This is a genomic window from Amycolatopsis sp. A133 (assembly GCF_031082405.1).
Taxonomy (GTDB): Bacteria; Actinomycetota; Actinomycetes; order Mycobacteriales; family Pseudonocardiaceae; genus Amycolatopsis.
In genome coordinates, this window is record NZ_JAVHJU010000007.1 from 422852 (window position 1) to 446523 (window position 23672).

A 23672-nucleotide genomic window follows, 5' to 3' on the forward strand; every position below is an offset into this window, starting at 1 on the left:
TCGACCGTGTGGTCCTCGCGGTCGGTGCTCAGCACCGAAAGCAAGCGGAAGTCCGTGCGGGTCAACGACTGCACGAGCAACGCCCGCACGTGCGCTTCCGTGGCGTCGCGCGTGACGGCCTGGAAGGCGTACCGCGTCGGTGTCTCGTCGCCGGCGTCCGGGCGGCGGTCGACGACGCGGCCGAGGGGCCGCAGCACCACGTTGACCCCGACCACCACGGCGGTCCCGGCCGCCGCGACCGCGTACAGCCCCGCCCCGGCGAGGGCGCCGACCGCGGCCGAGCACCACAGCGTCGCGGCGGTGTTGAGGCCGCGGACGTTGAGGCCGTCCCGCAGGATGACGCCGGCCCCGAGGAACCCGATGCCCGAGACGATCTGCGCGGCCACCCGGGTCGGGTCGGCGTCCCCGCTGCCCGGCAGGCCGCCGAAACCGTGGGCGGACAGCAGCACGAACAGCGTCGCGCCGACCGCGACGAGGGCGTTGGTGCGCAGCCCGGCCATCCGGGCGCGGAACTGGCGCTCGAACCCGATGACGGCACCCAGGCCGACGCCGGCGCCGACGCGCAGCAGCATTTCGAAAATGGTCATGATCCGGCTCTTTTCCGGCGTGCGCGCACTGCCGAACAGGGGGCGGCCGGATTCAGCCCAGCCGGAAACCTCCGGTGAGCGCGCGCCCGGCCGTCCGAGGACTGTCCGCTGGCATGTGCCGCTCACCTCGCTTCCCGTGTTCGTCGATGATCAACCGCCCCACTGTAGCGCCGGATGGGCGAAGCCGGGCTTGTGATGATCGCTACGTCCAGTGCCGGCGCAGGTGCGGCACGAGGTCTCCGGGCCGCTCGTCCGGGAAGAACAGCCGCGCGCCCGGCACCTCGACGACCTCGGTGACCCCCGGGACGGCCTCGCGGAAGCGGTGGGCCCACTCGACGCCGAAGTTCGGGTCGCCGGTGCCCCAGACCAGCAGGGTCGGCACCCGGAACTCCTTGAGCAGCGGCTCGATCGCGTCCAGTTCCTCGCCGCGGACCGACGTCAGCAGGCGCTCGAACTGCCGGGCCGCGTCGAGGGTGCCGAACACCGGCCGGACGAAGGCGCCCAGGACTTCGTCCGGCACCAGGTCGGGACGCTCGTAGCCCCCGCCGAGCGCGCCGGCCCGCGCCCGGTCGAGGTCGGCGGCGAGCGGGACCGACAGCGGCGCCAGCTCCCCGCGCTCGGCCAGCTCGACGATCGGGCGGAACGCCGCGGGCGGCAGGTTGCCCCGGGTGTCGCAGTTGGTCAGGGTGAGCGTCCGGAGCCGGTCGGCGTGGTGCACGGCGAAGACCTGCGCGACCGCGCCGCCGGTGTTGTTGACCACCAGGTCCAGTTCGCCGACGTCCAGTGCCGCGCAGAAGTCGCCGAGCCACCGCGCCAATCCGTTCAGGCTGAGGTCCTGCCCGGGCGGCACCGGCGAGCCGCCGTGCCCCGGCAGGTCGGGGGCGAGGCACCGGCGCACACCCGCGAGCTCCGCGATCGCCTTGCGCCACAACAGGTTGTTCGTCCCCGCGCCGTGGAGGAAGACCGCCACCGGCCCTTCGCCGACGTCCACGTAGCTCACGTCACCGGACGCCGTCGACACGCGCCCGCGCTCGTCCTCCCAGGTCCGCAGATTCATGGACTAAGGTCCCTCCAGAAGTAAACCGACTGTCGGTCTAGTATCAACAGACCGACAGTCGGTTTGTCAACGACGGAGGCAGCCCACCCGCATGAACAAGAAGATCGACCGCGGCCAGGCGACCCGCGAGCACCTCGTCGCGGTCGCCACCGGCCTGTTCACCGAACACGGCTACGACGGGACCTCGATCGACGCCGTCCTGCGGGCCGCCGAGGTGAGCCGGGGCGCGCTCTACCACCACTTCCCCGGCAAGGACGCGCTGTTCGCCGCGGTCCTGGACGCCGTCTACGACCGCGTCGAAGCAGACGGCGCGCGAGCCGTCGAGGGGGTGACCGAGCCGGCGGCGGCGTTGCGCGCCGCCTGCCTGGCGTGGATCCGGAGCACCGCGGATCCCGTGGTGCGGCAGGTGATGCTGATCGACGCGCCCGCCGTGCTCGGCTGGCAGCGCTGGCGCGAAGGCGACGAAGCCCGCACGCTCGGCAAGATCAAGGCGGCGTTGCGGCGCGACGGCCGGATCCCCGCCGCGCGCGTGGACCTCTTCGCGCACGTGGTGCTCGCCGGGATGAACGAGATCGCGATGCTGGTCGCCCGCGCCGGCGACCCCGCGAGCGCGGCCGCGGAAGGCGAGGCCGCGGCCGGGGATCTGCTCGACCGGTTGCTGCGCGCGTGACGGTGTCCGCGAAAAACGGGGCCGGGGCGACCAGCGTCGCCCCGGCCCCCTCACACTCGGGCTACGACGTCTCGAACGGCTGGACGTTCGGCTGGAACACCTGCCCGTTCGCCGGCACCTTGAGGTCGGTCAGGTAGTCGGCCACGGCCTTGTCCACGCCGAGGGCGTCACCGAGGATGCAGTGGCCGAACGCGTCGACCGACAGCAGCCGGCTGTTGCCCAGCTCGGCCGCCATCCGCTGCGCGAACTTGTACCGCGTCGCCGGGTCGTAGTAGTTGCCGACCACGACCACCGGGACGTCCGTCTTCGCCCGCCACGGCCCGCGGTAGGCGTCCGGCTTCTTCGCCGGCCACACCGGGCAGGCCGCCGTGTCCGAGAACGCCTGCAGGCGGCCGAAGGTCCGCGACTCGCGCTCCCACTTCGCGGCGATGTCCGGCACCTGCTCCTGCCTGATCTTGAACGGCTTGTCCGAGCAGTTGACGGCGAAGTACGAGTCGTCGCTGCTGTAGGGGCTGTCCGGCCTGAGGTCGGCCAGGCCCCGATGACCGACGGCGGGCGCCTGCAACGGCCGGGCCTGCAGCGACTGCGCCTGCGCGGACGGGTGGATGGCGTCGTAGTACGCCTGCAGGTACTCGGCCAGGCTGCCGAACACACCCGGGCTGTAGAGGGCACCCGCCACGGTGCCGGTGAACCCGCTGATGTCGAGCGGGTCGGCGCCCGGGAGGGTGATCGGCTGCTTGCGCAGGTACTCGCGGAGCTCGTCGAACTTCGCCCGCGGGTTGCCGTCGCTGAACGCGCACTTCGCGCCCACCTGGTCGCAGCGCTCGAGGAACCCGGCCAGCGCGATCTCGAAGCCCTGCGCGCGCTCGCGGTCGTACTGCACACCGTCGCTGGTGCGCAGGGCCGGGTCGACGTTGCCGTCGATCACGATCGCCCGCGACTGCTTCGGGAACATCGACGTGTAGGTCGAGCCGATCAGGGTCCCGTACGAGAAGCCGACGTAGGTCAGCTTCCGGTCGCCGACCGCCGCGCGCAGCGTGTCGAGGTCCCGGACGACGTCCTTCGTGGACATGTGGTTCAGCAGCGAACCCGCGTTGTTCCTGCAGAACCGGCCGTAGTCGCGGTAACTGGCGAGCGTGCCGGAGATTTCGGTGCGGCTCAGCGGCACCGGGATCTGGGCGGCGAAGATCTCGTCGGCGTCTTCCTGGGTGGTGAAGCAGCGCAGCGGGTTGCTCTGCCCGACCCCGCGGGGGTCGAACCCGACGAGGTCGAAGCGGTCGAGCACCTGCGGCTGGAAGTAGTACTGGCCGCTGATCGGCATCCGCAGGCCCGACCCGCCGGGACCACCGGGGTTGATGAAGAGCGAGCCGACCCGCGCGTCCGGGGTGCGGGCGGCCCGCTTGAGCAGGGCGATGTCGATGGTGCCCAGCGAAGCGTTGTCGTGGTCGATCGGCACGCGGTAGCGCGCGCAGCTGTAGAACTTGACCTGGTCCGCGGGCACGCCGGCGAGGGTGTCGCTCGAGCACGTGCCCCAGGCGACCGCGGGGGTCGCCCCGACGACGGCGGGCTTGACCGCCGCGTCTTCGGCCGCGGCGGCGGCGCCGGCCGGCCCGGCCAGCCCCACGCCGGCCACGAGTGCCCCCACCAGTGCGAACGCCCGCACCCGGCTCTGTGTGGATCTCGGCAAGACGGTTCCTCCCTAGGTAACGCTTGCACGCAGCGCCGTGAGATCACGACGTCACGGCGCGTTACCCGGGTGAGACTGGCACAAACCGGTGAATCCCGGCACCGGCCGAACGGATGGTGAGAACCTAACGAGCCACCCGCGTGAGCACAAAAACCGGCAACGGACGGTTCGCTTCCCGCTGCTCCATCCGGTAGCCCGGCCAGAAGGCGAGCAGCTCGGCCCACATCCGCTCGTACTCCTCGCCGTGCAGCTCCCGTGCGAGGACGTCCACCGGCTTTCCGGCCCGCGCCACCTGGCACTTCGGGTTCGCCCGCAGGTTGAGGGCCCACGCCGGGTCGTTCGGGCGGCCCCAGTTGGACGCCGTCAGCACGAAGTCCTCCCCGCGCGGGAAGTAGAGCAGGTTCGTGCTCCGGGGCAGCCCGCTCTTGCGGCCGGTCGTCGTGAGGCGCAGCGACGGCAGCCCGGCGAGCGCCACGAGGCTCACCCGGCCGCCGAACGCCGTGTGCAGTTTCCGGTCCACCCACACGACGAACCGGGCCGTGCGCATCAGCCACGGCCGGGTGCCGGCGGCCCGGGCCAGTACCCGGAGAGGATTAGCCACGCACGGATTTTGCCAGGCTCACCCCGAACCGCTGCTGGGAGTCGGTCCACCAGTGTTCGAGCGCGAACCCGGCCGCGGCGAGCTCGGCCTCGACGCCGCCCGGGCGGAACTTGGCGGAGATCTCCGTCCGGATGTGCTCGCCCTCGGCGAAGGTCACCGTCAGGTCCGCGTCGGGGATCTCGACGGTCAGCGCGCGGCGGGCCCGCAGGCGCATCTCGATCCACTCGTTCTCCGCGTCCCAGTGCGAAACGTGGTCGAACTCGTCGGGGTCGAAGTTCGCACCGAGGCGGGAGTTGATCACCCGCAGCACGTTCTTGTCGAATTCGGCCGTGACACCGGCGGAGTCGTCGTAGGCGCGTTCGAGAATCCGGGGGTCCTTGACCAGGTCGGTGCCCAGCAGCAGCCACTCCCCCTCGTCCAGGACTTCCCGGACCGAGTGGAGGAAGGCCGCGCGCTCGGTGGGCAGGAAGTTGCCGATCGTGCCGCCGAGGAAGGCCACCACCCGCGGCTGGCCGCCGGGCAGCAGGGCGAGGTGCTGGGTGAAGTCCCCGACGACGCCGCGGACGCTCAGCCCCGGGTAGTCCTTCGAAATTGCCTCGGCGGCTTCGGCCAGCGCGGACTCGGACACGTCGAGCGGGACGAACGCTTCCAGCGTGCCGTGCCCGGTGAGCGCGTCGAGCAGCAGCCGGGTCTTCTCGCTCGAGCCCGAGCCGAGCTCGACGAGCGTGTGGGCGCCGGTCAGCCGCGCGACGTCGCCGGCGTGCGCGGCGAGCACCTCGCGCTCGCTGCGGGTGGGGTAGTACTCCGGCAGCTGGGTGATCTTTTCGAACAGCTCGCTGCCCTCAGCGTCGTAGAACCACTTGGGCGGCAGCCACTTCTGCGCCGCGGTGAGCCCGGCGACGACGTCGGCGCGCAGTTCCGCGGTGACGGCGTCGCCGGAGCGGTGGTGGTCGAGATCGACTTCGGTCATGACAGCTCCTGGGTCAGGGGAAGCAGGTCGACGCCGGCCGCGGTGGCGCGCACGGCGTGGTGGTCGGGGACGGGCCGCCAGCGCGGGTCGCCGTCGCAGGGTTCGGACGCCAGCAGCACGCCGGCCGGGGTCTCCAGCACGGACAGCGCGTGCGTCCAGGTCGTGCCGATCAGCGTTGCGCCGTCGGTGAGCAGGAAGTTGAGCCGGGAGCCGGGCGCGGCCGCCTCGACGGCGGCGCTCAGCCCGGCCACCGCCGTCAGCGGGTCCTCGCCCGTGGCGAGCCGGGCCCGCAGCAGGGCCCAGAGCACCACCGAATCCGTCGGTGCCTCCAGCGTCAGCAGTTCGGTGACCGGCAGGGTCTTGGCCAGCTCGGCCAGTGCGCCGGGGTAACCGCGGACGACGCCGTTGTGGCTGAACAGCCAGCGCCCGGCGGTGAACGGCGCCGCGGCCGCCTCGGTCACCGGCAGGCCGGTGGTGCCGTTGCGGACCGCGGCGACGAACGCGCCCGTGGTCACCGCCGCCGCGAGCGGCGGCAGCGTCTCGTCCGTCCACAGTGGAGTGGAACGCCGGTGGCGCAGCGGCGGCGAGCCCGGGCCGGGGTACCACCCCAGCCCGAACCCGTCGGCGTTCACCGAGCCGCCGCCGCGCATGTCCGCCGGCGCGTACGACTGCACCAGCAGCGAATGCGGGGCGCGGAAGAGCACCCCGGCGGGCGAAACCGGCTCGCCGAGGTAGCCGATGTGGCGGCACATGCGCCTACCCCACCTCGCCGGGGCCTGCGTCGCGGGCGGTGCGGAAGCCGGCGAAGATCTGCCGCCGGATCGGGTAGTCCCAGTTGCGGAACGTGCCCCGGATCGCCGCCGAGTCGGTGCCGAACGACCCGCCGCGCAGCACCTTGTGCTCGGGGCCGAAGAACACCTCCGAGTACTCCCGGTACGGGAAGGGCGCGAAGCCCGGGTAGCCGTGGAAGTCGGTGCTCGTCCACTCCCAGACGTCGCCGATCAGCTGGTGCACGCCGGTGGGCGACGCGCCCGCCGGGTACGCCCCCGCCGGCGCCGGGCGCAGGTGCCGCTGGCCGAGGTTGGCGTGCTCGGGGCCCGGTTCCTCGTCGCCCCACGGGAACCGGCGCGACCGGCCGCTCTCCGGGTCGAACCGGGCCGCTTTCTCCCACTCCGCCTCGGTCGGCAGCCGCCGCCCGGCCCAGGCCGCGTACGCCTCGGCCTCGAAGTAGGAGACGTGCACGACCGGTTCGTCCGCGGGCACCCGCTCGTAGACGCCGAACCGGGTCCGCCACCAGCCGTCCTGCTCCCGCTTCCAGAACCGCGGCGCGGTGATGCCGTTGTCCTGCCGGTAGGCCCAGCCGGCCGGGCTCCACCAGCGCTCGTCGTCGTAGCCGCCGCCGTCGAGAAATTCGACGTAGGCGCCGCACGTCACCGGCACGGTGTCCATCCAGAACGCCTCGACGGCGATCTCGTGCGCCGGGCGCTCGTTGTCCAGCGCCCACGGCTCGGCCGAGGTGCCCATGGTGAAGGCACCGCCGGGCACCAGCACCTCGGCCGGCAACACGCCGGACCGCGCGGGCGGCGGCTCGGGCGCGTGCAGCACCGGGTCGCCCTTGCGCAGCTGGTGGGTGGCCAGCATCGTCTCGTCGTGCTGCTGCTCGTGCTGGGTGATCATGCCGAACGCGAACGCCTGCTCGGTCAGCCTGCTGCCCTGCAGCGGGACGCGTTCGAGCACGTCGAACGCCTTCTCGCGGACCTGCTTGACGTACGCGCGCGCCTCGGCCGGGCCGAGCAGCGGCAGCTCCGGCCGGTCGGCGCGGGCGTGCTGGAAGGCGTCGTAGATGTCGTCGATGTCCGGCCGCAGCGGTTCCCGGCCGCCGACGTCGCGGACCAGCCACAGCTCCTCCTGGACGCCGATGTGCGCCAGGTCCCAGACCAGCGGCGACATCAGCTTCGAGTGCTGGCGGACCAGGTCCTCGTCGTCGACCGCGTCGGTCAGCGCGACGCTGCGCGCCCGCGCCCGGGTCAGTGCTTCGGCCGCCTGGGCACGCAGGTCCTGCGCGCTCAGCTCGCTCAGTGCGTCCGTGCTCATGCTTCGCTCCTCGATCGGTACGCGCGCCCCTGCACGCTCTCGCTGATCTCGGTGATCGATTCCTCCGCCAGCCCGGTGCCGCCCAGCTCGGCGCAGCCGAGGTCGGCCAGTGCCGCCGCGGCGGCCGCCACCTCCGGGTCCGCCAGGCCGCGCCGCGCCGCCGTGGTCCACCGGTCGGCGACCGGGGCGCAGACCTCGCGCACCTTGTCGACCGTGGACGGCCGGGCGAGCAGCGCGGCGACCAGCGCCACCGGGACCAGCCACTCGTCCGGCGGTTGCGCGTCGAGGTAGCGGATCTCCAGGTAGCCCTGGGGGCGGACGGGGGTGAACATCGTGGTGAGGTGGTAGTCGAGATCCGCCACGGTCGGCCTCGGCAGCAGGGCCGCCGCGCCCCGGCCGTCGATCCAGTCGGCGAACGTCAGCCCCTCCGGCGCATCCCACGGCCGGTCGCCGCGGGGCAGCACCATCAAGGGGACGTCCATCAGGCGCCCCGCCCACTCTCCGGCGGGGTCGTCGCCCGCCACGGCGGCCGTGCGCGTGCGCACCGCTTCCGTGTCGTGCACCGCCAGCCAGCGGGCGGAGGCGTGTCCGGTGTCCCGTCCGGCCTGGACGCGGGAGTTGGCGAAGAGGGCGAGCAGCGGCGGGCCCATCGCGTGGGCCGCCGCCCACCGGGCGGCGTAGTGCTCGGGCTCCCCCGCGTCGACGCAGATCTGCAGGCCGGCGGTGCTGCACATCATCGTGATGCCGCCGGGACCGATCGGCGCGAACCGGCGCTCCATGGCCGCGTACCGCGGTGTGTGCAGGAGCCTGCGGGGCGCGCGGTGGGCGTCGATGCCCGTTTCGCCCAGCTCAAGGCCGTGGGAGGCGAGACGGTCGCGCAGGTGGTGGAGGTCGGCCGTGACAGCTGCGTCGAGGTCACGCAGGGAGGCCTGGGGAAGAGCGGAAATCTCGACCTGGCACCCGGGTTCGAGGCTCACGGGTGAGCCGGCCGGGAGCGGTGAGGCGGGGCTGCCGGGGCGGAGCGTCCGCGGGGTGTGCGGACCCAGCGCCGAGGCGAGGACGTCGGGATCGAGGGGTCTGGCCGGGTCGTCGGCGTGGTGCACGGTGAACTCCAGTTCCACGCCGATCAGGCGCGGCGGTCCGTGCTTGAAACACACCGATGCGACATACGCCTCGCCGGCCGCGCGGTCCGCCAGGACCCGCGCGGTGCGGTTCGACGCACTACCCGACTTCTCGGGGAAATCGTGCACCGCTTGCATGTCCATTCCTGTTCCGTGTGGAGGAACTTCTCGCCTTCGGACGCTACACGCGGGGTACGACAAAATCAGGCCGGATCTTGCGCACCGGGAGCCGGTCACCACTCCGTAAGAAGACCCTGATCAGGGCAAAGCGGGCTCGGTGCCGAGGCCGAGTTCGGCCGCGGAAGCCCGCACGGCCTCGATCACCAGGTGCAGCGCGGGACGCCGGGACGCGGTCCGCCGGTAGGCGATCGACACCGTCCGCAGCAGCGGCGTGGTCAGGGTGACGACGTCGATTCCCGGCGGCCGCAGCAGGCGCAGGCCCAAATCGGACACGAGGGTGATGCCCAGCCCGGCGCCCACCATCGCCATCGCCGTCGACTGCTCTTCGACCTCGTGGTTGATCTTCGGCGTGAAGCCGTGGCGCCGGCAGGCGGTGCGCATCGCCCGGCCGAAGTGCGACTTCGCGCCGGCCAGGATCCACGGGTGCTCGGCGAGGTCGTCCAGGGACGCCGACCCGGCGGGCACGGCACCCCGCGGCACGGCCGCGTGCAGCCGTTCGACGGCCACGACCGCGCGTTCCAGCCCGGCGTCCCACGGCGTCGGCGCGTCGGAGTAGTCGATGACGAACGACAGGTCGAGGCGGCCGTCCCGGACCGCCTCGGCGGTGTCCTCCGGCGCCAGCTCGCGGGTGCGCACCTCGATGCCGGGGTGCGTGCCGGCCAGTGCGGTCAGCGCCGTCGGCAGCAGGCCGGAGGCCACCGACGCCCACACCCCGGCGGTCAGCCGGACCGTGCGGGATTCCTGGGCTTCCTCCAGGGCGAGCGTCGCACGCTCGACCGAACCGAGGATTTCTTCGGCGTGCTCGGTCAGCAGCGTGCCCAGCTCGGTCAGCTGGACGCGCCGGCCCAGCCGTTCGAACAGCTTCGCGCCGACGTCCCGCTCGAGCTGCGCGAGCTGCTGCGACACCGCCGAAGCGGTGTAGTGCAGGGCCGCGGCTGCCGCCGTCACGGTGCCCCGGCGGTGCAGCTCGCGCAGCATCCGCAAGCGGCGCAACGAAAGCTCCATGCACAAAACCTAAACGAGATCGTGCAGCAGCGGTAAATGGACGGGCGGGCCACCCGGGGCGCACGCTCGTGCCGGCGGTCGCGAGGCCGCCCGGACTCCCCTGGAGGTGAGTGGCCCGATGATCCCCGCCCCGCCACTGATGCGGCTCACGTGGACCGACCCCGTCACCGGCGCGAACGGCTACCTCGTCGTGCACAGCCTGGTCTCCGGCGTCGCCACCGGCGGCACCCGGATGCGGGCCGGCTGCACGCTGACCGAGGTCGAGGACCTCGCCCGGGGCATGGCCGACAAGACCGCGACCTTCAACCTGCCGGTCGGCGGGGCCAAGGGCGGCATCGACTTCGACCCCAAGGACCCGCGCGCGTACGACGTGCTGAAGCGCTTCTGCGCGTTCCTGCGGCCGTGGCTGGACGCGCACTGGGTGACGGCCGAGGACCTGGGCGTGCCGCAGCACCTGATCGACTCGGTGTTCGCCGAACTCGGGCTAGAGCAGTCCTACCACGCCGCGATCCGCCGTTCGGCCGATCCGGCGCGCACCCTGCGCCGGGTGCAGGCGGGCCTCACCGCGCCGGTCCCCGGCGGGCTGCTGCTCGGTGACGTCGTCGGCGGCTACGGCGTGGCGCAGGCGTGCCTGGGCGTCGCGGCGGCGTGGGACTGGGACGTGCGCGGGACGACGGTGGCGATCCAGGGCATCGGCACCATGGGCGGCGGAGCAGCGTGGTACCTGCACGAAGCGGGGATGCAGGTGGTCGCGGCGGCCGACGCCGCGGGCACGCTGTACGACCCCGCCGGCCTCGACGTCCCGGCGCTGCTGGAGCTGCGCGACCGCTTCGGCGAGGTGGACCGGTCCCGGCTGCCCGCCGGAGTCCGCTCGCTGCCGCGCGAGACGATCGCCGGCATCAACGCCGACATCTTCGTGCCGGCCGCGATCTCCTACGCGCTGCGGCCGGACAACGAGGACCTCGTCAAGGCCAAGGTCGTCGTCGAAGCGGCCAACGCGGCGACGACGCCGGAAGCGGAGGCGGCGCTGTCGGCCCGCGGGGTCGCGGTCGTGCCCGACTTCGTCGCCAACGCGGGCGCGGCGGCCTGGGCGTGGTGGCTGCTGCTGGGCGAGGTCGGCGCGGACCCGGCCGACTCCTTCCTGCGGCTGCGCACGGAAATGCAGGCGAAGGTCGCGCTGCTGCTGGCGGAGTGGAACTCGGACCGGCTGCCCCTGCGCCGCACCGCCCTGCGGCTGGCCGAGGCCAACCGGACCCGGCGCACCGAAGCGACGCCGGTCCCGGAAGGCGAGCCGGGGCTGCTCATCCCGTAGTCAGGAGCGGTCCGCGAAGCGGTCGGTCGCGCCGATCAGGACTTCCTGCATCGACGCGGCCGACACCGTGTGCCCGACGTCGTCGAGCAGCACCAGTTCACTGCCCGGCCAGGCGTGGTGCAGCAGCCACGGCGTGCCGGCGAGGTTGCTCGTGTCCAGCACCCCCTGCGCCAGCACCGCCGGGATGCCCGCGAGCTCGCCCGCCCGGCGCAGGATCTCGCCGTCCGGGAGGAAGGCGCGGTTGCTGAAGTAGTGCGTGACGAGCCGCGCGAAGCAGAGCCGGTACGCCGGGTCCTCGAAGACGTCGTGCGGGGGCACGCCCGGCAGCATCGCGTCCTCCCAGGCGCACCAGTCCGCGGCCGCCCGGTGGTGGACGGCGGGGTCCGGGTCCATCAGCAGGCGGTGGTAAGCCGCGGACAGGTCGCCGTCGCGCTCGCTTTCCGGTACGCCTTCGCGGAACTTGGCGAAGCCCTCCGGGAAGTACGCCCCCAAACCGCGGATCAGCATCTCGATCTCGAGGAAGCGGTCGGTCGCCAGGCCCATGAGGACGACCTCGCTGACCCGTTCGGTGTGGCGCAGCGCGTAGGCGAGGCTGAGGACCGAGCCCCAGGAACCGCCGAACAGCAGCCACTTGCCGATGCCGAGGCGCGTCCGGAGCAGTTCGAAGTCGGCGATCAGGTGCTCGGTGGTGTTGGCGGACAGGTCGGCGACCGGGGCGCCGGCGTGCGGGGTGCTGCGCCCGCAGCCGCGCTGGTCGGCCAGGACGATCCGGTAGCGCGCCGGGTCGAAGAAGCGGCGGACGTTCTCCGAGCAGCCGGAGCCGGGGCCGCCGTGCACGACGAGCGCGGGCTTGCCCTCGGGGTTCCCGCAGGTCTCCCAGTAGATCTCGTGCCCGTCGCCGACGTCGAGCATCCCGTGCTCGTACGGGGCGATCTCGGGGTACAGCCCAGCCATCAGCGCGTCCTTCCACCGGAATACAACAGCGCTGTCACATTAGTCGCGCCACCGGCCCCGCGCACGGTCTTTTCCGTTCAGCCGAGAGTGCCGGCCAGCTCGGCGAGCGTCTCCGCCAGCTCCTGCGAACCCGCCGGGCCGATGTGGATGACCGCGTCGCCGCCCGAGCCGGACGTGTAGCTGAGGTAGCGGCCCCAGTCGGTGTCGGCGTAGTGGAGCGGCTGCTGCAGGCAGGTGTGCCTGCCGACGTCGTCGCGGCGGCCGACGTAGAGCTCCCCGCTGCCCGAAACCGGCCGCTGCACCAGGCTGACGACGTCGGCGACGGCGGGGTCGAGCGGGTAGGCGCCCGGCCCGCGGCGGGCCGCCTCGGTCAGGTCCGCCACCCGCACGGTGCGCCGCTGGCCGCCACCGGGCCCGACCGGCGGCAGCTGCTCGACCAGGGACTCGGCGAGCCGGTTCCGGTCGATTTCCTGCACGCCGACGTGGGTCCCGTCGGAGACCGCCAAGACCGCTTGCAGCCCCTTCGCGGCGGCGAGGACGCCGTAGGTCCGGCCGCCGGCACCGACCCAGCCGTAGCACTCCCGCGCCGGGCTGACCAGCAGCGGCAGCCAGTCGAGGAAGTCGACGGTGGCGCGACCGCGGGCGTCGACCAGCCCGGCCTCGGCGAGGGCGGCGTCGACCCGCTTGGCGGCGTCCTCGCGCTCTTCGTCCGAGAGCCACAGCGGCTCCGGACGCAGGGTGAGGTGCAGCTGGCCGACCTGCTCGCGGTCGGCCAGCGCGGCCAGCGCCTCGACCGGAACGTCCACCCGGCCTGTTGCCACGTCCACCCGCCTATTCGCCGATGACCGGCGGGCTGGTCCGCTGGTCGGTGCCGAAGATCGCGTCCGGATCCGCTTCGATCAGGTAGTCCGGCCGCTGGTGCTCATCGTCGTCCTCACCCTCGCCCCGGCGGCCACCGGGCCCCATCGGCCCCAGCTGCCCGGACCGCCCGGCCGCCGACCGCGCGGCGGCGGCCTCCGCGGCGGCCGCGTTGCCGAGGCTGCCCATGCCGGAGCCGCGGCCCCCGCCGAGCCCGCGCTCCCCCGCACCGCCGGCCCCGCTGCCGGCGCCGGTTCCGGTCCCGGTACCGCCCCGGCCCGTCGGGTCCAGCAGCCGGCTGCCGGCGTTGCCGCCGGTGGGCCCGCGCCCGCCGGTGCTGGAGTTGGGGTCGTAGGTGTTCGAGTAGTTCTGCCCGCCACCACCGCCGGGGTTGGTGGGGTAGAACTCGACCCCGCCGGTGCCGGGCGGCGTCCTGCCGGGCTGATCGGCCGGCTGCCCGGGCCGCGTCTTCGTGGGCAGGGTGCCGGTCGGCCGGGTGGTGTCCGTCGGGCGCGTCATGTCGGTGCCGATCGGCTTTTCCGTGCCACCGGGCCGATCCGTGCCACCGGGGCGGTCGGTCCCGCCGGGACGATCGGTGCCGCCCGGGCGGTCGGTGCCGCCGGGCTTGTCGGTGCCGCCGGTGTGCGTGGTGTCGACGCTGGAGGTCGAGGTGTGGTCGTCGCCGCCCGGGTCGCCACCGCCGTATTCGGGGTACCACCGGTTCCGGTCGGTGGGCTCGTTGCTCCACGGGTCGACGCGCCCGGGCGGGCTCGGCTGGTTCACGGCGATCGCGGCACCGTCGGCCTCGAGCACGCCGTAGTCGGTGGGGAGGATCGCCCTGGTTCCGCTCGTGACGCTGCTGTACTGGTCCATCACGCGGACGTTCGTCTCGTTCGCGGCGTTGTACCGCGCCATGCCCTCTTGGTAGTTGTCGATGTCGTCCTTGGCCATGAACGGCCCGGCGATCGGGATGGCGGCCTTGAGGCCGGTGGTCCAGGGGTTCGGCTTGTCCGGCTTCGGCGGCACCTCGACGACGGTGGCGCTCGAGGCGTTGAAGACGTCGGCCTGGGTGTCCACGGAAGCCTTGGTCACGTCCAGCGGCGCGGCGGTTTCCGCGAAGGCCTGTTCGAGCGGCCCGGCCCCGGCGTTGGCCGCGTCGGCGGCGTCACCGGTCCAGGCCTGCTTCATCCGCTCCTGCAGGGACTTGATGCCCTGGGCGCGGTCCAGGTAGGCGGCGGACAGCTTGTTCACCCCCTCGGACAACTGCTGGAGTCCTTGGGTGTCGCCCTGTCTGAAGTTTTCGTAGATCTGCTTGCCGTCCACTCGTCAAGCCCCCTTGAGTGTTTTGACCGTCCCGGCTGCGACGCGCTGGGCGACGTCGCAGGAATCCTGTTGCCCCTCGTAGCCTTCCGCGAAGATCGACACCGCCAGGTCGTCGGCGATACCGAGCGCCATGGAGCAGTTCCCGATCGGGCGGCGGTCGCGGATGTCGAAGTACACCGCGGGGTAGCCCTCGATGTCCGGAGCGGGCTCGAGGAACCTGATCAGGCGGTTCGGGCGTTCGTACGCGGCCTGGATCCCGGTCAGCCCGCCGGCGCCGGCGTCACGGTTCCCCGTACCCAGGATGATCAGCACGCTCGTCCCGTCCCCCCGGATCTTCCAGCCGCAGCTGGGACCGGACTGCCGCTCGGGAGCGCTGTCCTGGGGACGCGGGTCGCCGGGATCGGTGTACCGCAGCTGGGACAGCAGTTCCTTCGGCACCAGACCACACGGGTCGCTCACGAACTTCGTCGCGTCCAGGGGAACGGCGACCTTCGGCACGTTCCCGGAGGGACTCGGCTGCGACGCCGTACCCGGCGAAGAAGGAGTGTTCGCCGGCTGAGCGGTACCGCCGGTCGTCGGGTTGCAGCCGGCAACGAGCGCGCAGACCACCAGAACGGCCCCGCCGAGCACACTCGCGCGGGCGGTGTTGCCCAGCTTCACGTCGCCTGCCCGAAGGTCTCGGACAGGCCCTGGTCGGTCGCGACCGTCTTCGTCTGGGCTTCCTTGAGCTTCTTGATGTAGTTCTGCACGTACTTGCGCATGGAGTCGTTCTGGGCCTGCAGCGAAGCGATCGAGTCGTAGGTGGTGGAGGCGTAACTCGAGCTCGCCGGATCCTGCCCCGGAGCGGGCGAGTGGTTCGTGAGCCCCTGGATCGTGCGCGCGTCCTCCACGATCTTGTCCAGTTCGGCTTCCCACAGCCCGATCACCGAGGCGAGCTCCTCGGGGTCCATCTCGAACTTGCCGCCCCCGCCGCCCCCGCCGCCGTAAACCCGGCCGGACCCGCCCAGGATGTCGCCACCCCAGACCGCCTGGACCGCCTGCCCGGCTTCGCCGATGATCACGCCGCACCTTCCCCTCGGTTCACCCACCGTGATGGGGCAGACCTTAGCCAACTGTCTCACTTCGTGTCAGCGAATCGCCGCAACGTTCAGACGGCAGGGTCACCGGATCGGTTCCCGGGCACTCCGGGTCACAGTACGTACGTACGGATTGCGAGAAGCCGGTCCCCGGTGCCAGGATTTCAGGATGCCACGCGTAAGCCAGGATCACCTCGACGCACGCCGGCGCCAGATCCTCGACGGCTCGCGCGTCTGCTTCGCGCGCTACGGCTATGAAGGTGCCACAGTCCGGCGGCTGGAGGAAGCCACCGGCCTCTCGCGCGGGGCCATCTTCCACCACTTCCGCGACAAGGAGTCGCTCTTCCTCGCCCTTGCCGAGGACGATGCCCTGCGGATGGCCGACGTCGTCGCCGAACAGGGGCTCGTGCAGGTCATGCGCGACCTGCTCGCCGGGGGTGACCACCCCGCCGACTGGCTCGGGACGCGCCTGGAGGTCTCCCGGCGGCTGCGCACCGACCCCGAGTTCCGGGGCCGCTGGGCCGAGCGGTCCGAGCAGCTCACCACCGCCACCCGGCTGCGCCTGCTGCGCCAGCGGGAGGCCGGGAACCTGCGCGACGACGTCGACGTCGACGTCCTCACCGCCTTCCTCGAGCTGGTTCTCGAGGGACTGGTGTCGCACCTGGCGATGGGCCTGCCCGCCGCCGGGCTGGGGCCGGTGCTCGACCTCGTCGAGGAGACCGTGCGGCGCCACCGGCCCGGCACCGCCTGATCCGCGGATGAGCTCGGCGACACACCGGCTGCGCCAGCGGCGAGCACCGGGGACACGTTAGGATTGTCCGCATATCCGCAGTACACGCCGATTCACATCTAGGAGTGACCGTTTCGTGCGCGCAGCGCAGTCACCCGGTGACAGTACCGGGCCGGGTGACCGACCCGGCTGTCCGATAGGTTCATCCCCCGCCGCCGAGGCGGCCGCGGAATGATGCAGATCCTCTTCGCCGTGCTCGGCGTCCTCCTCTTCGTGCTGCTGACGGTCGGCACCGGGCTCGCCGTCGCGGCCGAGTTCTCGCTGACCGCGCTCGAGCGCAGCACCGTCGACGCCAACGTCCGCCAAGTCGGCGACCGCCGCGCGGTGACCGTCCAGAAGGCCCACCGGACGCTGTCGTTCCAGCTCTCCGGTGCCCAGGTCGCCATCACCCTGACCACGCTGATCACCGGGTACCTGGCCGAGCCGCTGATCGGCGAGCTCGTCCGGCCGCTGCTCACCGGCATCGGGCTGCCTGCCGGGTTCGCCGCGGGCGCGTCGATCGCGCTCGCCCTGATCATCGCCACCTCGCTGTCGATGATCCTCGGTGAGATGGTGCCGAAGAACCTCGCGATCGCCCGGCCGCTGCCGACCGCGCGCGCGGTCGCCGGTTACCACTCGCGGTTCTCTTCGCTGTTCCGCTGGCTCATCACGCTGATGAACAACAGCGCGAACTTCCTCGTGCGCAAGTTCGGCGTCGAGCCGCAGGAAGAACTGCGGTCCGCCCGTTCGCCGCAGGAACTGGGCTCGATCGTGCGGTCCAGCGCCGAGAGCGGCACGCTCGACACGTCCACCGCCGAGCTGCTCGACCGCTCGCTGCGGTTCGGCGAGCGCACCGCGGAAGAGCTGATGACCCCGCGCGTGCAGCTCGAATCCCTGGCCGTCGACGACACCGTGGAAGACCTCATCGAGATCTCCCGCCGCACCGGGTTCTCGCGGTTCCCGGTGCACGCCGAGGACCTCGACGACGTCCGCGGCGCCGTGCACGTGAAGCAGGCCTTCGCCGTGCCCGCCGCGGACCGGGCCGCCGTGCCGATCGGCTCGGTCATGCGGCCGGTGCCGACCGTGCCGGAGTCGCTCCCCGGCGACGACCTGCTGCTGCGCCTGCGCGACTCCCGCTTCCAGCTGGCCATCGTCGTCGACGAGTACGGCGGCACGGCCGGGCTGGTGACCCTGGAGGACGTCGTCGAGGAGATCATCGGCGACGTCCGCGACGAGCACGACGAGCGCGAGGCCCCGGCGTCGCAGCAGGTCGGCACGGACAGCTGGCTGGTCTCCGGGCAGCTGCGCGCCGACGAGGTCACCGACGTCACCGGGTTCCGGATGCCGGACGGTGACTACGAGACCATCGCCGGGCTGATCCTCGAGCGGCTGGGCAAGATCCCCGCCGAGGGGGACGCCACCGAGGTCGACGGCTGGCTGCTCACCGTGACCACGATGGACAAGCGCCGGATCGCCGAGGTCGAGGTCGCCCCGGTCCGGGTCGGCGCGGACGCGGAGGTGGTCTCGTGACCGACTGGCTGAACATCGCCCTGGTCGTGGTCCTGCTGCTGACCAACGCCTTCTTCGTCGGCGCGGAGTTCACGCTGATCTCCTCTCGGCGGGACAGGCTCGAGGCGCTGCTGGAACAGGGCAAGACGCGCGCGAAGATCGTCATCAACGCGAGCAAGCACGTGTCGCTGATGCTCGCCGGCGCGCAGCTGGGCATCACCATCTGCTCGCTGCTGCTCGGCCGCGTCGGCGAGCCCGCCATCGCGCACCGGCTGTCGGCCGCCTTCGACCTGCTGGGCCTGCCCGAGGCGCTGCTGCACCCCATCTCCTTCGCCATCGCGCTGGCGTTCATCACCGTGGCGCACGTCCTGATCGGCGAGATGGTGCCGAAGAACCTCGCCATCGCCGAGCCCGAGCGGCTCGCGCTGTGGCTGGTGCCGGTGCACGTCGCGTGGGTGAAGCTGGCCAACCCGTTCATCTGGCTGCTGAACTTCGTGGCGAACTCGCTGCTGCGCGCGTTCCGCGTCGAGCCGAAGGACGAGCTGGAGACGGCCTACACGTCCGACGAGCTGGCCGAGCTGCTCAGCGAGTCGCGCCGGGAGGGCCTGCTCGACCAGTCCGAGCACCAGCGGCTCGCCCAGACGCTGTCGTCGGTGCAGAAGACGGTCGCCGACGTGCTGGTGCCCACCGCGGAGCTGACCACGCTCCCCTGCGGGCCGACCGTCGGCGAGGTCGAGAAGGCCGTCTCCTCCACGGGGTTCTCGCGGTTCCCGGTGTGCACCGACGACGGGCGCCTGACCGGCTACATCCACGTCAAGGACATCCTCGAGCTGGCTGGGCAGGACCCGCGGACGACCGTGCCCGACTCGAAGACGCGGCCCCTCACCGAGCTGCGCGCCGACGCCCGGCTCGACGTCGCGCTTTCGGCCATGCGCAAGGAGCGCAGCCACCTCGCGCGGGCGCTCGACGCGAGCGGCAACGCCGTCGGCGTCGTCGCGCTGGAGGACCTGGTCGAGGAGTACGTGGGCACGGTGCGCGACGGCACCCACGTCGGCGCATGACCGGCGTCGAGGTGCTGGCCGAACCGGACTGGCTGGCGCGGGAGGCGGCGCACGTCTCGCGGATGCGGCGGTGGACCGGCCCGCACCAGCAGCGGCGGTCGCGGGGCGAGAAGCACCCGGTGCTGGACTTCCTGTTCACCTACTACTCGTACCGGCCGTCGCACCTCGAGCGGTGGCAGCCCGGGCCCGGCGTCGCGCTCGCCGGGCCCGCGGCGCGGCGCTTCCTGGACCGCAAGGGTTACGTCTCGACGCCGGAGGGCGTCCTGCTGGATCCGGCCGGCTTCGGCGCGGGCAAGGTGCGCACGGCCGAGTTCGTCCTGAAGCTGCTGACCGCGACGGCGGCACGCGCGCCCCGGCTGAGCTGCTTCGGGCTGCACGAGTGGGCGATGGTCTACCGCGAGCCGGCGGACTCGGTGCGGCACGACCAGGTGCCGCTGCGGCTGGGGTCGGCGGGCACCGACGCGGTCGTCGAAGCCCTGGACATCCGGTGCGGGCACTTCGACGCGTTCCGCTTCTTCACGGCCGCGGCGCGGCCGCGGAACGAGCTGACGCCGGCTCGCGAGACGCAGATCGCCCTCGAGCAGCCGGGGTGCCTGCACGCGAACATGGATCTGTTCAAATGGGCGTACAAGCTCGACCCGTTCGTGCCCGCCGAGCTCGTGGCGGACTGCTTCGAGCTGGCGGTCGAGATCCGGACGCTCGACATGCGGGCGAGCCCGTACGACCTCGCCGCGCTCGGCTACCCGCCGGTGCCGATCGAAACCGCGGCCGGACGGGCCGAATACGCCCGGTTCCAAGGGGAGTTCGCCCGCCGGGCGGCGCCGCTGCGTCATCGCCTGATTGCGCATTGCCATCGCCTGGTCAGCGCAGCCGACCCTGAGCACGGGCAACTGTGAGTCAGATTATTCTCTCTCCGATACTCACCTGTTAGGGTGATAACGGTTTGATTGCATCGCAGCGCGTGCTTGGCATGCGCTCACCCCCGAAAGGATGACGATGGGGCGACACTACCGGGACGAGGAGCCGGTGCCGCACCCTCAGGACCGCACGCCGCGTGTGCCCGCCGAGGGCCGCAGTGAAGCCTCCGGCGCCTTCCGCACCCCGGGCCGCAGTTCCATCTCCGACGCCTTCGGGATCGCCGGCCGCGCCACGGGCGCCACCCGCATCCCCAGCGAGTCATCCGGTTCGGCGTTCTTCACGGAGGGGGCCGAGGCACCCGGGTTCGCGCCCGAGCCCAGCGGCACCCACCCGGCCCGGCGAGGCGAGGCTTCGGGTGCGTACCCGGCCACTCGCCGCGGCGAAGCCTCAGGTTCGTACCCGATCACCCCGGGCGGCGAGACCACGGCCACCCGTGCTCCCCGCCGCGGAGAGGCTGCCGGTCCCCCTCCGGTCGCGACCGGCAGCGAATCGACCCTGACCCACGCCCCTCGGCGCGGGGAAGGTTCGTACCCGGCGGCGAGCCGCGCCGAAGCCACCGCCACCCGCGCTCCCCGCCGCGGCGAAGCCCCCGGCCACCCGGCGGCCAGCACCGAAACCACCACGGTCTTCTCCACCCGCGTCGGCGATGCTTCCGGTTCGTACCCGGCCGCGAGCCGCACCGAAGCGACCGGTGCCCGCCCCGTCGCCACCCGCAAGTCCCGCCGGGGCGAAGCCTCCGGCGTCCACCCGGTCACCGCGGAAGCTCCCGCCGCCCCCCGCTCGCGCCGCAAGGGCAAGCCCGCCGGCGACCCCCACCCCGAATCCGCCGCCGAGCGCACCGAGGTCATCACCCGGCCGGACGACCTCGCGGTCGAGCTCCCCGACGACGTCGCCGCCACGGCCCGCACCCTCGACCGGAGCGACGACACCGGCTCGTCCCGTCGCCGGGGACGGAGCGCCGAACGCAGCGATCCCGGCACCGGACCCGACCGCGCCGGCCGCAGCGACAGCACCGGGCCGGCCCCGGCCGGGCGCAGCGAGGGCACCGGTTCGCACCGGATCGTCGGGAAGAGCGACGTCACCGGCTCGCACCGCATCGTCGGGAAAAAAGCCCCGCGCCGGCGGATCGCGACCTGGCCGATCGCCTGCCTGGTCCTCGCCGTCCTCATCGGGCTCGGGGTCGTCGGCTGGAACTGGGCCGACAACGAGCTGAACAGCCGGGCCGAGGCGCAGGCCGCCAGTTGTGACGGGGGCACCTCGCACATGCGGGTCGTCGTCACCCCGAGCGTGCAGAAGCCGGTCACCGCCGCGGCCGAGCGGTGGAACCAGGCCGCCACTGTCGTCCACGGCCAGTGCGTGCACATCATGATCGAAGCCAAGCCCTCGGCGCAGGTGCTCGACGCGCTGGTCGGCCGGGCCAACCTGGACTCCATCGGCGGGCTCCCGGCCGCCTGGCTGCCCGAATCGTCGTACTGGGTCAGCGAGCTGACCACGAAGAAGCCCGAGATGATCGGCTCGGCCGCGCAGTCGGTGGCCAACGCGCGCTCGGCGGACTACCCGTTCATCGGGCTGGCCGGCCCGGGCATCGACGACACCGTGCTGCGGGCCGCCCAGACGTTCCGCGAGTACCTGGAGCAGCCCGCCCAGCAGGCCGACTTCGCCGCGGCGGGGATCAAGTCCGCCTAGACGCGCGTGCCGTTGCCGAGCTGGACCGAGCCGCTGTTGCCGCCTCTGCCGACGCGGTTTCCGCTCACGCCCGCCTAGACGCGCGTGCCGTTGTCGAGCTCGGCCACCACCGAGACGTCGTCGTCGGCCAGCTCGAAGTCGAAGATCCCGAAGTTCTCGCGGATCCGGGTCGTGGTGGCCGAGGCCGCCACCGCGACCGTGTCGTTCTGCAGGTGCCAGCGGAGCACGATCTGCGCCGGGGTCTTGCCGTACTTGGCGGCGAGCGCGGTGACCGTCTCGTCCGACAGCAGCGCGGCGTTCGCGGCCGGGCTGGCCGCCGCCGTCAGGATGCCGCGCTCGCCGTGGAACTCGCGCAGCGGGAGCTGCTGCAGCCACGGGTGCAGCTCGACCTGGTTGATCGCGGGCACCGCGCCGGTCGCGTCGATCAGCCGGCGCAGCTCGGAGACACCGAAGCCGGCGACGCCGATCGAGCGGGCCCGGCCGTCGGCGCGCAGCCGGCTCAGCGCCCGCCACGTGTCGGTGAACGCGCCGTTCGTGCCGTCCAGCAGGACCAGGTCGACCCGCTCGACCTGCAGCGCCGCCAGCGCGCCGTCGACGGCCCGGCGGGCGGTGTCGTAGCCCTGGGCGGGCACGTGCACGCCGACGAACAGCTCCTCGCGGGGGACCTCCGCCGCGGCGAGCACGGCGCCCACCGCCGTCTCGGTGCCCGGCGTGGTGTCGATGCCGCGGTAGCCGGTGTCGAGGGCGATGCGGACGGCCCGGCCGGTTTCGGACGGCGACAGGCCGGCGACGCCGAACAGCAGCTGGGGGATGCGGACTCCGTCGGACAGGGCGAGCGAAGGCGGGACGGCCATCAACCGGTGATCCTCACTTCGGATGCTGCGCGGACCCCCATCATCCCACCCGGGCGGCCCGCTCGCGCAGATATGCCGCCGTTGCCGGGTCGGCCGGGAAGAACGACTCGATCACCAGCTCCGCCACGGTGACGTCCAGCGGGGTGCCGAACGTGGCCACCGTGCTGAAGAACGTCAGGTCGGTGCCCTCGTGGCGGAACTCGAGGGGCACGAAGATGTCGCCCGGCCCGGGGACCTCCACCTCGGGCACCGGCTGGTCGCACGGGTACCCGCGCAGCTCGTCGAGGAGCTCGGCGAGCCCGGCGTCCGCGGTCTGGGCCACCTGGCGCCGCAGCCGGCCGAGCAGGTGGGCGCGCCACTCCCCCAGGTTGCGGATGTGCGGGGCCATACCGGCGGGGTGCAGGGTCGCGCGCAGCACGTTGGTGGTGAGCTCGGGGGCGATCCCGGCCACGAACAACGTGATGCTGGAGTTGGCGTCGACGAGGTCCCAGTTCCGGTCGACGACGGCGGCCGGGTACGGCTCGTGCCCGGCGAGCAGCTGCCGGACGGCCTGGCGGACGGCAGAGAGCTCCGGGTCCGCGAGCGCGTTCTCGGTGTAGGCGGGCGCGTAGCCGGCGGCGAGCAGCAGCCGGTTGCGTTCCCGCAGCGGGACGTCGAGGTGTTCGCCGAGCCGCAGCACCATGTCCCGGCTCGGCTTGGACCGGCCGGTTTCCACGAAGCTGAGGTGGCGGGTGGAGACGTCCGCCGAGATCGCCAGGTCGAGCTGGCTGATCCGGCGCCGGTCGCGCCATTCCCTCAGCAGTTCACCGACGGGCCGCTGCCGTGCCTGCACCATGGTCGTCACTTCGGCGACGCTACGGCGAACACTGAACCGCTGCCATTACTTCGGAGGTAATGCCCCCGCATTACCTCGCGCGTAATCGACGCGACGCCGGCGCGCCGCCAGGGTGGGTTCCAGCGCCGGGACGACGAACCCGTTGTCCCCCAACGAAAGGAACCACCTGTGACCGACGTGCGTACCCTCGTCGAGCAGTACATCGCCGTCTGGAACGAGACCGACGCCGGCAAGCGCCGGGCCCTCGTCGCCGACGTCTTCACCGCCGGCGCCGGCTACACCGATCCGCTCGGCGCCGTCCGCGGGCACGACGGGATCGACCAGTTCGTCGCCGGTGCGCAAGCCCAGTTCGGCGGGCTCACCTTCAGCCTGCCCGCCGACCCGGACACCCACCACCACCTCGCCCGGTTCCAGTGGTACCTCGGCACCCCCGGTGCCGAGCCGGTCGCCATCGGCTTCGACGTCGTGGAGCTCGAAGACGGGAAGATCGCGAACGTGCACGGCTTCCTCGACAAGCTGCCCGGCTGAGCGCGTGCGGGCTCCCG

Annotated in this window: 24 protein-coding genes (1 of these 24 cut by a window edge); 8 read left to right on the top strand and 16 right to left on the bottom strand. The window is 72.6% G+C overall.

Going from position 1 to position 23672, the window contains the following annotated elements; genetic code table 11:
* Window positions 1-587 carry the 5' portion of an MgtC/SapB family protein gene (locus Q5425_RS10215; protein WP_308671875.1) on the bottom strand. The gene continues 205 nt to the left of window position 1, outside the view, so only the first 587 of its 792 coding nucleotides appear in the window; it begins with the start codon at window positions 585-587; its stop codon lies off the left edge, out of view.
* 202 nt (window positions 588-789) lie between these two features.
* Window positions 790-1644, bottom strand: a complete 855-nt coding sequence (locus Q5425_RS10220) for an alpha/beta hydrolase (RefSeq protein WP_308671876.1) — start codon at window positions 1642-1644, stop codon at window positions 790-792.
* Between the two features lie 91 nt (window positions 1645-1735).
* On the opposite strand from Q5425_RS10220, the gene Q5425_RS10225 reads away from it, so the two are divergent.
* Window positions 1736-2314 (top strand): TetR/AcrR family transcriptional regulator, encoded by a 579-nt coding sequence (locus Q5425_RS10225; RefSeq protein WP_308671877.1) that lies wholly within the window; start codon window positions 1736-1738, stop codon window positions 2312-2314.
* Window positions 2315-2375: 61 nt separating this feature from the next.
* Here Q5425_RS10225 and Q5425_RS10230 read toward each other — a convergent pair whose 3' ends face one another.
* The 7 genes from Q5425_RS10230 to Q5425_RS10260 form a co-directional block, all read right to left on the bottom strand.
* Window positions 2376-3977 carry an alpha/beta hydrolase gene (locus Q5425_RS10230; protein WP_308671958.1) on the bottom strand — a complete coding sequence of 534 codons (1602 nt, stop codon included), beginning with the start codon at window positions 3975-3977 and terminating at the stop codon, window positions 2376-2378.
* 148 nt (window positions 3978-4125) lie between these two features.
* Window positions 4126-4548: a nitroreductase family deazaflavin-dependent oxidoreductase gene (locus Q5425_RS10235; RefSeq protein WP_308671959.1), complete on the bottom strand. Its 423-nt coding sequence runs from the start codon at window positions 4546-4548 to the stop codon at window positions 4126-4128.
* A 46-nt stretch (window positions 4549-4594) separates the two neighbouring features.
* Complete coding sequence (gene egtD, locus Q5425_RS10240; protein ID WP_308671878.1) at window positions 4595-5572, bottom strand: L-histidine N(alpha)-methyltransferase; 978 nt, start codon at window positions 5570-5572, stop codon at window positions 4595-4597.
* A complete protein-coding gene (gene egtC / locus Q5425_RS10245) occupies window positions 5569-6324 on the bottom strand; it encodes an ergothioneine biosynthesis protein EgtC (protein ID WP_308671879.1) in 756 nt (251 codons plus the stop codon). Before egtC ends, egtD begins: the two co-directional genes overlap by 4 nt.
* Window positions 6325-6328: 4 nt before the next feature.
* On the bottom strand, window positions 6329-7666 hold the full coding sequence (egtB, locus tag Q5425_RS10250) for an ergothioneine biosynthesis protein EgtB (protein ID WP_308671880.1): 1338 nt from the start codon (window positions 7664-7666) through the stop codon (window positions 6329-6331).
* On the bottom strand, window positions 7663-8925 hold the full coding sequence (egtA, locus tag Q5425_RS10255) for an ergothioneine biosynthesis glutamate--cysteine ligase EgtA (protein ID WP_308671960.1): 1263 nt from the start codon (window positions 8923-8925) through the stop codon (window positions 7663-7665). The genes egtB and egtA overlap by 4 nt, the downstream gene beginning before the upstream one ends.
* 120 nt (window positions 8926-9045) lie before the next feature.
* Window positions 9046-9972, bottom strand: coding sequence for a LysR substrate-binding domain-containing protein (locus tag Q5425_RS10260; protein ID WP_308671881.1), 927 nt, complete (start codon window positions 9970-9972; stop codon window positions 9046-9048).
* A 118-nt stretch (window positions 9973-10090) separates the two neighbouring features.
* Between Q5425_RS10260 and Q5425_RS10265 the strand changes: the two genes are divergently transcribed.
* Window positions 10091-11284 (top strand): Glu/Leu/Phe/Val dehydrogenase dimerization domain-containing protein, encoded by a 1194-nt coding sequence (locus tag Q5425_RS10265; RefSeq protein WP_308671882.1) that lies wholly within the window; start codon window positions 10091-10093, stop codon window positions 11282-11284.
* Here the strand turns inward: Q5425_RS10265 and pip are convergent, their stop codons facing one another.
* From pip to Q5425_RS10290, 5 genes are all read right to left on the bottom strand, one after another.
* Complete coding sequence (pip, locus tag Q5425_RS10270) at window positions 11285-12238, bottom strand: prolyl aminopeptidase (protein ID WP_308671883.1); 954 nt, start codon at window positions 12236-12238, stop codon at window positions 11285-11287.
* A gap of 77 nt (window positions 12239-12315) precedes the next feature.
* On the bottom strand, window positions 12316-13044 hold the full coding sequence (locus Q5425_RS10275) for an ESX secretion-associated protein EspG (protein ID WP_308671961.1): 729 nt from the start codon (window positions 13042-13044) through the stop codon (window positions 12316-12318).
* A 25-nt stretch (window positions 13045-13069) separates the two neighbouring features.
* A complete protein-coding gene (locus Q5425_RS10280) occupies window positions 13070-14419 on the bottom strand; it encodes a hypothetical protein (protein ID WP_308671884.1) in 1350 nt (449 codons plus the stop codon).
* Between the two features lie 3 nt (window positions 14420-14422).
* Window positions 14423-15079 (bottom strand): DUF3558 domain-containing protein, encoded by a 657-nt coding sequence (locus Q5425_RS10285; protein WP_308671885.1) that lies wholly within the window; start codon window positions 15077-15079, stop codon window positions 14423-14425.
* A complete protein-coding gene (locus Q5425_RS10290) occupies window positions 15076-15480 on the bottom strand; it encodes a hypothetical protein (protein WP_308671886.1) in 405 nt (134 codons plus the stop codon). The genes Q5425_RS10285 and Q5425_RS10290 overlap by 4 nt, the downstream gene beginning before the upstream one ends.
* A 184-nt stretch (window positions 15481-15664) precedes the next feature.
* On the opposite strand from Q5425_RS10290, the gene Q5425_RS10295 reads away from it, so the two are divergent.
* The 5 genes from Q5425_RS10295 to Q5425_RS10315 all read left to right on the top strand — a co-directional run bounded on the left by Q5425_RS10295 (window position 15665) and on the right by Q5425_RS10315 (window position 21438).
* Complete coding sequence (locus tag Q5425_RS10295) at window positions 15665-16246, top strand: helix-turn-helix domain-containing protein (protein ID WP_308671887.1); 582 nt, start codon at window positions 15665-15667, stop codon at window positions 16244-16246.
* Between the two features lie 210 nt (window positions 16247-16456).
* Window positions 16457-17794, top strand: a complete 1338-nt coding sequence (locus Q5425_RS10300; protein WP_308671888.1) for a hemolysin family protein — start codon at window positions 16457-16459, stop codon at window positions 17792-17794.
* Window positions 17791-18834: a hemolysin family protein gene (locus Q5425_RS10305; protein ID WP_308671889.1), complete on the top strand. Its 1044-nt coding sequence runs from the start codon at window positions 17791-17793 to the stop codon at window positions 18832-18834. Before Q5425_RS10300 ends, Q5425_RS10305 begins: the two co-directional genes overlap by 4 nt.
* Window positions 18831-19730, top strand: coding sequence for a 3-methyladenine DNA glycosylase (locus Q5425_RS10310; protein WP_308671890.1), 900 nt, complete (start codon window positions 18831-18833; stop codon window positions 19728-19730). The genes Q5425_RS10305 and Q5425_RS10310 overlap by 4 nt, the downstream gene beginning before the upstream one ends.
* A gap of 100 nt (window positions 19731-19830) precedes the next feature.
* Window positions 19831-21438: a hypothetical protein gene (locus Q5425_RS10315; protein WP_308671891.1), complete on the top strand. Its 1608-nt coding sequence runs from the start codon at window positions 19831-19833 to the stop codon at window positions 21436-21438.
* Window positions 21439-21512: 74 nt separating this feature from the next.
* Here Q5425_RS10315 and Q5425_RS10320 read toward each other — a convergent pair whose 3' ends face one another.
* Window positions 21513-22292, bottom strand: a complete 780-nt coding sequence (locus tag Q5425_RS10320) for an aldo/keto reductase (protein ID WP_308671892.1) — start codon at window positions 22290-22292, stop codon at window positions 21513-21515.
* A 40-nt stretch (window positions 22293-22332) separates the two neighbouring features.
* Complete coding sequence (locus Q5425_RS10325; RefSeq protein ID WP_308671962.1) at window positions 22333-23127, bottom strand: helix-turn-helix transcriptional regulator; 795 nt, start codon at window positions 23125-23127, stop codon at window positions 22333-22335.
* Window positions 23128-23295: 168 nt separating this feature from the next.
* Here Q5425_RS10325 and Q5425_RS10330 point away from each other — a divergent pair, with 168 nt between their 5' ends.
* Window positions 23296-23655 carry a nuclear transport factor 2 family protein gene (locus tag Q5425_RS10330; protein WP_308671893.1) on the top strand — a complete coding sequence of 120 codons (360 nt, stop codon included), beginning with the start codon at window positions 23296-23298 and terminating at the stop codon, window positions 23653-23655.
* Window positions 23656-23672 lie beyond the last annotated feature (17 nt).

What these genes read in the sequence shown, in the direction of transcription:
- Q5425_RS10260 (WP_308671881.1), bottom strand. Translation starts at nt 9,972, where the DNA reads ATGGAGCTTTCGTTGCGCCGCTTGCGGATGCTGCGCGAGCTGCACCGC.
- Q5425_RS10225 (WP_308671877.1), top strand. Translation starts at nt 1,736, where the DNA reads ATGAACAAGAAGATCGACCGCGGCCAGGCGACCCGCGAGCACCTCGTC.
- Q5425_RS10315 (WP_308671891.1), top strand. Translation starts at nt 19,831, where the DNA reads ATGGGGCGACACTACCGGGACGAGGAGCCGGTGCCGCACCCTCAGGAC.
- Q5425_RS10295 (WP_308671887.1), top strand. Translation starts at nt 15,665, where the DNA reads ATGCCACGCGTAAGCCAGGATCACCTCGACGCACGCCGGCGCCAGATC.
- egtC (WP_308671879.1), bottom strand. Translation starts at nt 6,324, where the DNA reads ATGTGCCGCCACATCGGCTACCTCGGCGAGCCGGTTTCGCCCGCCGGG.
- pip (WP_308671883.1), bottom strand. Translation starts at nt 12,238, where the DNA reads ATGGCTGGGCTGTACCCCGAGATCGCCCCGTACGAGCACGGGATGCTC.
- egtB (WP_308671880.1), bottom strand. Translation starts at nt 7,666, where the DNA reads ATGAGCACGGACGCACTGAGCGAGCTGAGCGCGCAGGACCTGCGTGCC.
- Q5425_RS10235 (WP_308671959.1), bottom strand. Translation starts at nt 4,548, where the DNA reads ATGCGCACGGCCCGGTTCGTCGTGTGGGTGGACCGGAAACTGCACACG.
- egtA (WP_308671960.1), bottom strand. Translation starts at nt 8,925, where the DNA reads ATGCAAGCGGTGCACGATTTCCCCGAGAAGTCGGGTAGTGCGTCGAAC.
- Q5425_RS10300 (WP_308671888.1), top strand. Translation starts at nt 16,457, where the DNA reads ATGATGCAGATCCTCTTCGCCGTGCTCGGCGTCCTCCTCTTCGTGCTG.
- Q5425_RS10310 (WP_308671890.1), top strand. Translation starts at nt 18,831, where the DNA reads ATGACCGGCGTCGAGGTGCTGGCCGAACCGGACTGGCTGGCGCGGGAG.
- Q5425_RS10320 (WP_308671892.1), bottom strand. Translation starts at nt 22,292, where the DNA reads ATGGCCGTCCCGCCTTCGCTCGCCCTGTCCGACGGAGTCCGCATCCCC.
- Q5425_RS10265 (WP_308671882.1), top strand. Translation starts at nt 10,091, where the DNA reads ATGATCCCCGCCCCGCCACTGATGCGGCTCACGTGGACCGACCCCGTC.
- Q5425_RS10325 (WP_308671962.1), bottom strand. Translation starts at nt 23,127, where the DNA reads ATGGTGCAGGCACGGCAGCGGCCCGTCGGTGAACTGCTGAGGGAATGG.
- egtD (WP_308671878.1), bottom strand. Translation starts at nt 5,572, where the DNA reads ATGACCGAAGTCGATCTCGACCACCACCGCTCCGGCGACGCCGTCACC.
- Q5425_RS10220 (WP_308671876.1), bottom strand. Translation starts at nt 1,644, where the DNA reads ATGAATCTGCGGACCTGGGAGGACGAGCGCGGGCGCGTGTCGACGGCG.